Genomic DNA, 11718 nt, shown 5'->3' on the forward strand with positions numbered 1-11718 from the left:
GCAGCTCGGCAGCCCTAACCAGACAGCGCAGCCCCAACCAGACAGCCCGGCCTTACCGCACAGCGCCCAGCCCTACCTGGCAGCCCGACCGTACCTGACAACGCAGCTCCGCCCGGCGCAGTGCGGGATCCGACCGGCGCAGCGCGAATTCGCCGGGCGCAGCCGAATCCGGCACTGCGTCGGCATGACCGATCAGCGCATATCGCGGAAGAAGGCGCGGACGTCGGCGGTCAGCAGATCCGGCGCCTCCATGGCGGCGAAGTGGCCGCCGCGATCGAGCTCGGTCCAGCGCACGATGTTGTGCTGTTCCTCGGCGATCGCGCGGATCGACAGGTCGCCGGGGAAGATGGCCGCGGCGGTCGGGACGCCGGAGTTCTTCGCCGCGCCGCCCCACGCCTCGCCCTCGCCGTACAGCCGGATCGAAGAGGCGAAGGTCTTCGTGAACCAGTAGAGACTGACGTTGGTGAGGAGCGCGTCGCGGTCCACGGCATCGTCGGGCAGCTCGATGGCCGGGTTGGTCCAGCGCTGGAACATGTCCACGATCCAGGACAGCAGGCCCGCGGGTGAATCGTGCATGCCGATGGCCAGGGTCTGTGGGCGGCCCGCCTGCACCATGGCGTAGCCGTAGCGAGTGAAGCTCTCTTCGCCGGTCAGCTTGGCCAGCTTCGCCTCGTCCTCCGCGCTGTACCTGGACTGCTCGCCGCCCCGGGCGGCACCGTCGCCCGCGGCCCCGGGTTGATCGCTCTTCGCGCCGCCCGCCGACCGATCGGCTCTCTCCGCCGAGTCCCAGGATCGCGCGTCGCCGCTCTTCTCATCCGAGGATCCGGTCTCCCAGGATTCGCCGCCCGCTTCGCCGTCCCAGGATTCGGCGTCCCAGGACGGCAGCGTGATCGGTCCGTTGACGTGGATGCCGACGACATGATCGGTCGCGATGCGCCCCAACTCGGTGGCGACGAAGAACCCGGCGTCACCACCTTGCGCGCCGTACCGGTCGTAGCCGAGGCGCTCCATCAGCTGTGCGACCACCTGCGCGTAATGCTCGGTGGATCCCTGCCCGACCTTCGGCCCGACGCCGGAGAAGGCGAAGCCGGGCAGCGACGGGACGACCAGGTGGAACGCGTCGGCGGGGTCGCCGCCGTGCGCGCGGGGATCGCTGAGCGGGCCGAGGACGTCGAGGAATTCGACGAATGTGCCGGGCCAGCCGTGGTTGAGCACCAGCGGCAGCGCGTCCGGTTCGGGCGAGCGCACGTGCAGGAAGTGCACTTGCTCGCCGTCGATCTCGGTGACGAACTGCGGCAGCTCGTTGAGCCTTGCCTCGACGGCACGCCAGTCGTAACCGGTGCGCCAGTACTCGGCCAGCGGCTTCAGGTAGGAGACCGGCATGCCCTTGTCCCAGCCGACGCCCGGCAGCTCCTCTGGCCACAGGGTGTCGGCCAAGCGGGTGTGCAGCTGGTCGAGCTGGTTCTGCGGAATCTCGATGCGGAAGGGGCGGATGTCCTGTTCGGTCGTCATGCGAGCCACGCTAGGAATCGCTTAGGACAGTTCTCTTCCTAAGCGGATGGCATTCTTTCCCCATGCTGGAGACCTCGGCGCGGCTACTCAGACTGCTCGCGCTGTTGCAGACCCACCGGGACTGGACCGGCGCCGAACTCGCCGAGCGACTCGGCGTCACCGGACGCACCGTCCGCCGCGACGTGGACCGGCTGCGCGAGCTCGGCTACCCCGTGCACGCCACGCGCGGGACGGCGGGTTACCGGCTGGGCGCGGGCGCATCGCTGCCGCCGCTGCTGCTCGACGACGAGGAGGCCATCGCCGTGGCGGTCGGCCTGCGCGGCGCCTCGGACGGGACGGTCGCGGGCATCGAGGAGGCGGCGCTGCGCGCGCTGTCCAAGCTGGAGCAGGTGCTGCCGCCGCGGCTGCGTCACCGCGTGCGCACCTTGCGCGCCGCCACCATCCGGGTCGGCGCGCCCGCGGTGACGGTCGAACCGGACACCCTGATGGCCATCGCCGACGCCTGTCAACGCAGGGAGCGGCTCCGCTTCGACTATCGCGCGCACGACGGGTCGACGGGACCGCGGGACGTGGAACCGTACAGTCTGGTGCATTTCAGCCGTCACTGGTATCTGGTCGCCTGGGACGTGGTTCGCGCCGACTGGCGCATCTTCCGGGTGGACCGGCTCACTCCGCGCACTCCCACCGGCCCGCGCTTCACACCGCGCGAACTACCGGAAGGCGATGCGGCGGCTTATCTTTCGGCGCGGCTGTCGGACCGCGCATGGCCCTGGCGGGCGACTGTGCTGCTGCACGTTTCGGCCGAGGACGCCGGTCCCCGGATCTGGCCGGGCACGGGTGTCGTCGAGGCCGTGGACGAACACCACTGCCGCCTGCACGTCGGCGCGGACACCCCGGAGGCGCTGACTTGGATGATCACCTCCGTCGATCTCGACTTCACCCTGTTGAGCGGACCACCGGAACTCGTCGCGGCGCTGCGCGCCCAAGCCGCCCGCTGCACCGGCGCGGTACGGAACCTTCCCGCCTGAGCGTTGTGCGGCCCGTCGAACCGAGCACGGTCCGACCCGTCAGACCGAGCGCGGCGCAGCCCGTCGGACCGAGTGCGGTCCGGCCCGCCAAACCGAGTGCGGTCCGGCCAAACCAAGCCCATCCGGCCCGCCGAACGGAGCACGGTGCGGGCCGCCGAACCGAGCGCGGTCCGGCCGGTCGAACCGAGCACGGTCCGGCCCGTCGAACCGGGCGCAGTCCCGCCCGTCAGAAGAAGGTGTGCACCAGGTCGACCACGCGCGGGCGTGCGGCGTCCGCGTCGTCGACGACCGGGATGAGGCGCCACTTGTCGAAGGCCGTGCACGGATGGGAGAGACCGAGCCGCACCACCGAGCCGACCGGCAGGTCGTCGGTCGTGCCACCGGGCAGGCGCACGAAAGCGTGCTGATCGTTGAGCGCGGTGACCGTCGCGCCGGTCGGTGGCTGCGCGGCCCCGCTGACACGTTGCGGCACTGGAAGTCCCAGATCGAACGGCAGGTCGCGCTTGCCCGCGTCGAGCAGCGCGAGCTCCGGCTCCGGGCGCGAGACGGTGCGGGCCCACACGTGCATAGCCGAGCGCAGCGGCCGGTCGGCGCGGTCGGCGGCGAGCGGGGAGATGCCCGCGTAGAAGCCGTCGTCGTGGATCAGGTAGGCTCCGGAACGCAGCACCACCGTGGTTGAAACACCTTGTGCCCCTGGCTCGTCCGCGAGCTCCGCCAGATACTCGACGGCTAGGTCCTGGTAGGCGCTTCCGCCCGCGGTGACGATCGCGCGGCCTGCGTAACGTCCGCCGTCCGCGAACTCACGGTGCAGCCGGGCGAGCCCGTCGAGGTAGCGGCGGACCACGGCGATGCCCTCCGCACCGCGATCGTGGGCCAGCGCGGCCTCGTAGCCTCCGACGCCGGCCAGCGTCAAGCGGCGCGACCGCTGGACCGCGTCGGCGACCGCGATCGCGTCCGCACCGGTGCGCGCTCCCGTGCGCCCGTGCGGACCGCCGAGTTCGACGACGACAGGAACACGGACGCCGCCCGGCTCGCCCGCGAGGATCTCGTCCATCATCGCAACTGCGGCGACGCCGTCGACCCAGCAGTAGAACTCGAAATCCGGGTCGCGCGCCAATTCGCCTGCCACCCAACGCAATCCGACTGGATCGACCAGCGAGTTCGCGAGCACGACACGTGACACCCCGAACGCGCGCGCCAATTGCACCTGCCAGACGGTGGCCAGCGTGATGCCCCAGCAACCGCCCGCCAGCTGCTCCGACCACAGCTGCGGCGCCATGGTGGTCTTGCCGTGCGGGGCGAGCCGCACACCCGCCGCCTCTGCCCAGTCGCCCATGACGGAAAGGTTCGTGGTCAGCGCCCCCCGATCCAGGGTCAGCATCGGCGTTTCGAAGCCATCGAGGAACGGCTCGGTCGCCAGGAACTCGCGGACGGTGCGCCCCCACGCGTGGGGTGGCAGCCCTTTGTGCTCCGGACCGAGGACCCGATCGGACAGTGCGGCAACGGCTTTCTCATCGATGGCCACGGTGTTCCTTTCCGCGGGCCCGCGCCGTCGCGAGTCCGCCGTGTTCGGACCTGCGCTGCCCGAGTCGCCACCCCGAAGTACCTATCCGGAGTTACGCAGCGCCGTGGCCAGACCGTTCATCGTCAACAGAATGCCGCGTTTGACCAGCTCGGAGTCGTCGCCCGCGCGCAGCCTGCGCAACAGCTCGACCTGCATCTGGTTCAACGGCTCCAGGTACGGGAAGCGGTTGTGGATCGATTCCGCCAGCGACCGGTTGTCCGCGAGCAGTTCGTCGTAACCGGTGATGGCGGCGTGCATGCGCAGGGTCCTCGCGTGCTCGTCTCGGATCATGCCGAAGATCTGTTCGCGCAACGCGACGTCGTCCACCAGTTCGGCGTAGCGCGCGGCGATGTCGAGATCACTCTTGGCCATCACCTGCGCCAAATTCGACAGCACCGTCCGGAAGAACGGCCAGCGCCGGTACAGGTCCGACAGCGTCGCCAGCCGGTCCGGATCGCCGCCGACCCATTCCTCCAGCGCGGCGCCGGTGCCGTACCAGCCGGGCAACATCACCCTGGCCTGGCTCCAGGACATCACCCAGGGGATCGCGCGCAGGTCGGCCACCGAGTTGGTGGGTTTGCGCGAGGCGGGCCTGCTGCCGATGTTGAGGTCGCCGACCTCGGCGACGGGCGTCGACTGCCGGAAGTACTCGACGAAGCCGGGAGTCTCGTGCACGAGCCGCGAATACGCGGCGCGCGCCCGCGCGGCGAGATCGTCCATGAGCTCGTAGGACGGCTCGGCGTCGGACCCGAGACCTTCGACATCCAGCAGCGTCGACTCCAGCGTGCCCGCGATGAGCGACTCCAGATTGCGGTGCGCCGCACCGGGTTCGGCGTATTTGGCGGCGATCACCTCGCCCTGCTCGGTGAGCCGCAGCGATCCGTGCACCGCGCCCGCGGGCTGGGCAAGAATGGCGTCGTAGCTGCGGCCGCCGCCGCGGCCGACGGTGCCGCCGCGACCGTGGAAGAGCCGCAAGCGAATTCCCGCCTTGCGCGCCACGTCGACCAGGTCCAGTTCCGCGCGGTACAGCGCCCAGTTCGCGGCCAGATAGCCGCCGTCCTTGTTGGAATCCGAGTAGCCGAGCATGACCTCCTGCCGCATGCCCTTGGCGGACACCAGCTCTCGATACACCGGCACCTCGAGCGCCGCCGCGAGCGTGTCCGCGCCTCCGCGCAAATCCTCGATGGTCTCGAACAGCGGGACGATGTTCACCGAGCAGTGCGGCGGGCCGTCCGGTTCGCCGGGATCGAGCAGCCCGCCCTCCTTCAGCAGCAGCGCCGCCTCCAGCATGTCGCTGACCGAGCTGCACATGCTGATGATGTAGTTCGGCACGGCCTCCGCGCCGAACGTGTCGACCACGCCAGCGGCCGCCCGCACGATCGCCAGCTCACCGGCAGCCAGGTCGCTGAGCCGGGCGTGCGGGCCGAGCAGCGGCCGCCGGGTGCGCAGTTCGGCGGCGAGAAGCTCCACTCGCTCGCTCTCCGGCAGGCTCGGGTAGTCGGCGTGCACACCGGCCCAGGCCAGCAGCTCCGTGACGACCTGCTCGTGCACCTCCGAGTTCTGCCGCATGTCCAGGCCCTGAAGGTGGAAGCCGAAGGTCTCGACGGCGTGCCGCAGCGCCGCCAGCCGGTCGTCGGCGAGCAGGCCGTCGCCGCTGGCCCGCAGCGAGGCGTCGACGGCGTCGAGATCGTCGAGCAGCGCGCGCGGCGTGGGATACGGAGCCGCGTCGGCGTCCCGCACACCGTCGGCGGGCGGCGTGCCGAGCGCGGCGGTCGCGGTGGCCGTCAGCCGGGACCGAATGGCATGCAGCGCACGGCGATACGGCTCGTCGGCGTGGGCGGCCGGATCGGCGTGGCCCACCGCGGCCAGCGCGGCCACCTCCGGCGTGACCTGGACGAGCCGCGCCGACTGCGACAGCGTCTTCTCCAGCTCGACCAGATCCCGCAGGTATCGACCGAACGCCACCCCCGCGGCCTGGGCGGCGGCATGCCGCACGATGTCCGCCGTGACATTGGGATTGCCGTCGCGATCGCCGCCGATCCAGGAGCCGGGCCGCAGAATCGGGCGCTCCAGCAGCTCGACACCGGGCCAGCGGGAACGCAGCGCGGCGCGCACCTCGGCGTTGATCGCGGGGATCACGTCGAGCAGCGTCAGCTCGTAGTAGCGCAGGCCGACGGCGATCTCGTCCTGAATCCGCAAGCGCGCCAACCGGATCAGGGCCGTGCGCCACAGCGAGAGCACCTGCCTGCGGATGCCGAGCTCCAGCTCGGCGCGCTCGGGCTCGCTCTCCGCGTAGCGCTGGCGCCGCCGCATCAGCTCGGTGATCTTGGTCTGGCCGTCGAACACGGTGCGGCGGCGAGTCTCGGTGGGGTGCGCGGTGATCACCGGCGAGACCAGCGCGTCGGTGAGCAGGTCGGCGACCTCGGAGCCGCCCAGCGCCGCCGCGTCCAATTTGCGGTAGGTGGCGGCCAGCGAGGACTCCTGCGGCGGCTCGCCCGCCGCCGTGTGCGCGGCGCGGCGGCGATCGCGCTGGATGTCCTCGGCCAGGTTGGCCAGCAGCACGAAATAGGTGAAGGCCCGGATCAGCGGCAGCGCCACCGCGATGTCCACCCCTTGCAGCATCTCCGCGACGGCGCTGCGCCCGACCTCCTCGCGCCGCACCCGGAACGCCTCGATGCGTACCCGCTCGATCAGGTCGAAGACCTCCGGGCCCTCGTGGTCGCGGATGGTGTCGCCGAGCACGCCACCCAGGAACCTGATGTCGTCGCGCAGCGGCCGGGTCGCGTCCTGCTCGGTCTCGATCCGCGGTTCGGTCATGGCTCGACCCTACTGCCGGGAGCGGCCGGACAGCGCTACGAAGGCGCCCGAATCACAGCGACCAGGGCTACCTATCGTGGGCGGGCGACAGGCGAGACACCGCGAGAGCGCGCCGGTAGCGTGGGCGGCACAACGGCACCGAACCCGAGGATTCCCATGGCCGAACAGCCCGCGAGCACTCCAGCCCGGCTCAGCCTCACCGGCCGGTTCGCCCACTTCGGCTCCACCAGGTTGGGCGCGATCAGCAGGCTGCACGGCCGCGTGCACAGCAGGCTCTACGCCCGGTTCGGCGGCACCAGGTTCGGCAAGTGGCTCGGCAGGCCGGTGTTCCAGCTGACCGTGCCGGGCCGCAGGACCGGCGCGCCGCGCTCCGTCGTGCTGATGTACATCCCGGACGGTGACGATTTGCTGGTCAGCGGTTCCAACGGCGGGCATCCACGGCCGCCCAACTGGTGGCGCAATCTGGTCGCGGCGGGCCGTGGACAGGCCACGGTCGGTCACGAGTCGTGGCCGGTGACCGCGCGGGTGGTGACCGACGACGACGAGTACGCGGCGCGCTGGCGGCTACTGGCGGCCCACTATCCGGATTTCGTCACATACCAGGCGCTCAGTCCACGGCGGCTGCCGATCGCGGTGCTCACCCGCGCGGAGTGATCGGGCCTCCCGAGCCCGTGCGTCGAGACGAGCCCGCAGACCGTTTCACCGCCTCGCAGAGGTCAGAGCCGCTGCGAGGCGGTGAAACGGTCTGCGGGCATCCTGGGGTCGAGCTGGCGCGTCGGCGTGGCGCGAGCCGGCGCTCGGGTGGCGCCGCACGAACCGGCTAGAGCGAGCGGATCATTCGCGCCGGGTTGCCCGCCGCGAAGACTCCGTCGGGGAGGTCGCGGGTCACGACGCTGCCCGCACCGACCACCGTGTTCGTGCCGACCGTGACGCCGGGGCAGACGATGACGCCGCCGCCGAACCACACGTTGTCTCCGATCGCGATCGGCGCCGCCGACTCCCAGCGCTGCCGCCGCGCCTCGTGATCGGCCATCGGGTGCAGGGCGGTGAGCAGCTGGCAGCGCGGCCCGATGGAGACGTCGTCGCCGATGGTGATGGGAGCGCAGTCGAGCAAGATGGCGTCGTAGTTGAGGAAGCTGTTGGCGCCGATCTCGATGAGATAGCCGTAGTCGCACTGGAATCGGGGCATGATCCAGGACCGGTCCCCCAGCTTGCCGAGCAACTGCCGCAGCACCTGCTCGCGCCGCTCGGTCTCATCGGGGCCGGTCCGGTTGAACTCGTCGCAGAGCGATTGCGCGCGCCGCCGCTCGGCCACCAGTTCGGGATCGCTGTCCTTGTACAACTCCCCGCGCAACATCCGTTGCTTGTGCTCGCCCACCGGGCCCACGCTAGCCGAGCGGCGCGCCCGGCCGCGTCAACCGACCTCGCGCGCCGCCAGGTGCGGTGCCGCGAGACGGTGCATCAGCACCTGTTCGAGCAGACCTACGAGCACCTCCTTGACCGAATCACGCTGACGCGCATCGCATTCCAGGATCGGAATCCAGTCGTCGAGACCCAGCGCCTCGCGCACCTCGTCGAGCTCGAAGCGCGGGCCGTGCTCGAAACGGTTCACCACCACGACGAACGGGGTGTGGTGCTCCTCGAAATAGTCGAGCACCGGATAGCAGTCCTCGACTCGGTCGGTGTCCACCACTATCACCGCGCCGAGCGCGCCGTCCACCAGGTCGTCCCAGAGGAAGACGAAGCGGTCCTGACCCGGCGTGCCGAACAGGTACAGGATGAGCGAGCTGTCCAGCGTGATGCGGCCGAAGTCGAGCGCAACGGTGGTCTGCGACTTGTCCGCGCGGTGGCCGGGATCGTCGACGCCGACCGCCATCTCGGTCATCGCGGCCTCGGTGACCAACGGCTCGATCTCGGAGATGGCCCCGATGAACGTGGTCTTCCCCACGCCGAAGCCGCCGCTGACGACGATCTTCACCGACGAAGGCATCGCCGGGTCCGCGGGAGGAACCCGCAAGTCAGAGTGCCCGTACAAGATCCCTGATCCTCTCGATGGCTGCGGTGGAGAGCTCCGGTGCGTCACGGACGGTGACGTGGCCCGCGGTCGCGAGATCGCTGACGATCACCGTCGCGACGCCCACCGGCACCCGCAGCGCGGTGCCGATCTCGGCGATGGAATGCGGCCGCTGGCACAGCGTCACCACGGTGCGCTGTTCGAAGCGCAGCGGGGCCGAGAGCGCGGCGGGCGGCGCCTGCACCAGGGTTTCGATGCGCAGACCGTCCAGCAGCGGGGTGGTGCGCCCCGCCGTGACGACGAACGGACGCACGAAGGCGTCCGCGTCCGCGATCGGTTCGGCCGGACGGGTCGATGCTCGACGGCTCGGGTCGAACCATCCGAACGACTCGGTCACCGGTATCATCCGCGGGTCCGGCAGCCGCGGCCGGTCCGGATCTCTCATCTGCGCAACGTCTCTCGCAACTCGGAGATGAGGGCGGGATCGAGCAGGGCGCCCGCGCGTTCGGCGAGCACCGCCATCTCGTAGCCCACCAGTCCGACGTCGCAGCCGCCCTCGGCGATCACACCCAGGCAGCTGCCGTCGCCGAGCGCGGAGACCAGGAGGAAGCCGCGCTTCATCTCGATCATGATCAGTTTCAGTCCGTCGAACTCGTAGCTGCGCGAGGCGCTTCTGGCCAGGCTGGACAGACCGGACACCATGGCGGCCAGCCGATCGGCTCCGGTGCGGTCCAAGCCCTCCGACATCGCGATGAGCAGGCCGTCGGAGGAGACCGCGACGGTGTCGCGGACGCCGTCGGTGTTGCGGACGAAGTTGGCAAGCAGCCAGTTGAAGGTGTGCGGGTCGGCGGTCTGTTGCAGGTGTGTGGTCACGGGCTCCCCTTCGCGGTGGTCATTGCTCTTCGGTGGTCTGGGCGAAATCGGCTGTGGGCATGGCCTTCCCGGCCGCGCTCACAGCGCTCTGGCTGGGCGCGCCGCCACGTTGGTGCCCGGTGCGGAATGCCGACAGCATGCCGCGCACCTCCTCCGGCGATCGCTCGACTGCCGGGGCGACGGGCGGACGCGGAGCCGAGGGGCGCTGCGTCGCAGTGGTTTCGGCGGAGCGAGGTCGCTTCGTGCGCTTGACGAGTCCGTTGCGGGTGCGCTGGACGGACGACTGCGGGTCGCCCGGTGCGGCCCGGAACCACGGGGATTCGACTGTGGCGGCGTGGGCTGGTCCGGGTCCTCGGCCGTTCCCGTGGGGTGTGCCGGAGGCCCGATGATCGCGGCCGTTCCCGCGTGGTGTGTCGGGGGCACGGTGATCGCGGCCGTTCGATCCGTTTCCACGTCCCGAGGTCGCATCGAACCGCCGGTGCGACCCGATGGACGCACCTGACCGGAATTCAACTGCCGCGTCGATGGTTTCGCTCGCTGGGGCCAGCCTAGGTGATGCCTGTGCGACGGCTCGCCCGTCGTCGGTTGCCGCCACTCCGTTCGCGCTGAAATCTGTTGTCGCACTGTGTAATTCGTGGGTGAATTCGGATTCGGTCAGCCACTGCGCGGACAGCGTACGTCCATCGGTCGCGATGCCCTCGCGGCCTGGACCGAATCCATCTGGTGCGGCACCGGATTGGAAAGAAGACCCTGCCGCTTCGGGCTCTCGATGAAGGACGCCGACCCGTGCGCTCGCCGCGCCGCCGGTCCCGCTACCGTCCGGAGCCGACGAATAGCCTGCCACTTCCGGCTCCGGACGAAGGACACCGTCCCACGCCGCCGCACCGTTGGTGCCGCCACCGACAGAAGCCGACGAATAGCCCGCCACTTCCGGCTCGGGGTGAAAGACGCCATCCCGCGCCGTCGCCGCACCGCTGATGCTCCCGCCGAGAAGCGCCGGGGAAGAGCCCGCCGCTTCCGGGCGAAGGGCACCGTCCCTGGCCGTCCCCGCGCCGTCGGTACCGCCACCGACCGCCACGGGCGAACCATGTTGTCCGCCGAGAAGTTCCGTCGGCAAAAGCAGCCGGGCCACGATGCCGCTCACCGGCGCGATCGTCAATTCGACGTCGATGCCGAGCCTGCGGGCGAGCCTGCCGACCACGTAGTGCCCGAGGTAGCGGGTCGGGGCGACCAGGAAGTCGCGGTCGCCACGCAGGCGGGCGTTGGCCTCCGCCAGTTGGTCGGCGGGCAGGCCGACGCCGTGGTCGACGACCGCGAGCAGGTAGCCGCCGGGCAGTTTGCGGCCGTAGATCTCGACTTCCAGATCCGGTGGGGAGAAGGCGAGCCCGTTCTCGATCAGCTCGGCGAGCATGTGCGCCAGTTCGCTGACCACCGCGCCCGCGATCGAGACGTCGTCGATCCGGCGCAGCACCACCCTGCGGTAGTCGTCGACCTCGGACAGGCCGGCACGGATCACGTCGGTGAGCGCGATCGGTTCGGCCCAACGCCGCGGGCTGCCCTCGCCGACCAGCACCAGCAGGCTCTCCGCGTTGCGACGCATGCGGGTGGCGAGGTGGTCGAGCTCGAACAGATTCGACAGCGCCTTGGGATCGAGCTCCTCGCGCTCGAACTGGCTGATCAGCCCGAGCTGGCGGCGCACCAGATTCTGGTTGCGCCTGGCGAGGTTCGCCATCGACTCGGTGCTGTTGCGGCGCAGCAGCGCCTGTTCCGAGGACAGGTCGTAAGCGGTGGCCTGCACCCGGTCCAAAGCGGCTGCGACGGCGGCGATCTCGACCGCGGCGCCGCGCGGCGTGCGCACCGGCTGCGGTCGGGCAGGCTGCGCGTCACCACCGGCGTGCCAGGCGGCGATC

At 70.5% G+C, this 11718-nt stretch carries 10 protein-coding genes; 2 read left to right on the forward strand and 8 right to left on the reverse strand.

Annotation, left to right across the window (positions count from 1 at the left end; genetic code table 11):
- Window positions 1-192 precede the first annotated feature (192 nt).
- Window positions 193-1512, reverse strand: coding sequence for an epoxide hydrolase family protein (locus tag NX1_RS37505; protein WP_068065290.1), 1320 nt, complete (start codon window positions 1510-1512; stop codon window positions 193-195).
- A gap of 62 nt (window positions 1513-1574) precedes the next feature.
- On the opposite strand from NX1_RS37505, the gene NX1_RS27440 reads away from it, so the two are divergent.
- On the forward strand, window positions 1575-2540 hold the full coding sequence (locus NX1_RS27440; RefSeq protein ID WP_068065293.1) for a helix-turn-helix transcriptional regulator: 966 nt from the start codon (window positions 1575-1577) through the stop codon (window positions 2538-2540).
- Between the two features lie 226 nt (window positions 2541-2766).
- Here NX1_RS27440 and NX1_RS27445 read toward each other — a convergent pair whose 3' ends face one another.
- Window positions 2767-4065: a type III PLP-dependent enzyme domain-containing protein gene (locus NX1_RS27445; RefSeq protein ID WP_068065296.1), complete on the reverse strand. Its 1299-nt coding sequence runs from the start codon at window positions 4063-4065 to the stop codon at window positions 2767-2769.
- Between the two features lie 81 nt (window positions 4066-4146).
- The gene (ppc, locus tag NX1_RS27450) at window positions 4147-6921 is read right to left on the reverse strand and encodes a phosphoenolpyruvate carboxylase (protein ID WP_068065299.1); all 2775 of its coding nucleotides are present in this window, start codon (window positions 6919-6921) and stop codon (window positions 4147-4149) included.
- Window positions 6922-7077: 156 nt separating this feature from the next.
- Between ppc and NX1_RS27455 the strand changes: the two genes are divergently transcribed.
- The gene (locus NX1_RS27455) at window positions 7078-7575 is read left to right on the forward strand and encodes a nitroreductase/quinone reductase family protein (protein WP_068065302.1); all 498 of its coding nucleotides are present in this window, start codon (window positions 7078-7080) and stop codon (window positions 7573-7575) included.
- Between the two features lie 166 nt (window positions 7576-7741).
- Here the strand turns inward: NX1_RS27455 and NX1_RS27460 are convergent, their stop codons facing one another.
- From NX1_RS27460 to NX1_RS38180, 5 genes are all read right to left on the reverse strand, one after another.
- A complete protein-coding gene (locus NX1_RS27460) occupies window positions 7742-8278 on the reverse strand; it encodes a sugar O-acetyltransferase (protein ID WP_218024189.1) in 537 nt (178 codons plus the stop codon).
- 57 nt (window positions 8279-8335) lie between these two features.
- A complete protein-coding gene (locus tag NX1_RS27465) occupies window positions 8336-8911 on the reverse strand; it encodes a GTP-binding protein (RefSeq protein ID WP_068065345.1) in 576 nt (191 codons plus the stop codon).
- A 28-nt stretch (window positions 8912-8939) separates the two neighbouring features.
- Window positions 8940-9341 carry a DUF742 domain-containing protein gene (locus tag NX1_RS27470; protein WP_218024190.1) on the reverse strand — a complete coding sequence of 134 codons (402 nt, stop codon included), beginning with the start codon at window positions 9339-9341 and terminating at the stop codon, window positions 8940-8942.
- Between the two features lie 35 nt (window positions 9342-9376).
- Window positions 9377-9808 (reverse strand): roadblock/LC7 domain-containing protein, encoded by a 432-nt coding sequence (locus NX1_RS27475; RefSeq protein ID WP_084501802.1) that lies wholly within the window; start codon window positions 9806-9808, stop codon window positions 9377-9379.
- A 19-nt stretch (window positions 9809-9827) separates the two neighbouring features.
- Window positions 9828-11718 (reverse strand): sensor histidine kinase (locus tag NX1_RS38180; RefSeq protein WP_373864919.1); only part of this gene is annotated, 1891 nt, incomplete at its 5' end.

This window comes from Nocardia xishanensis NBRC 101358, assembly GCF_001613365.1.
GTDB classification, from domain to species: domain Bacteria; phylum Actinomycetota; class Actinomycetes; order Mycobacteriales; family Mycobacteriaceae; genus Nocardia; species Nocardia xishanensis.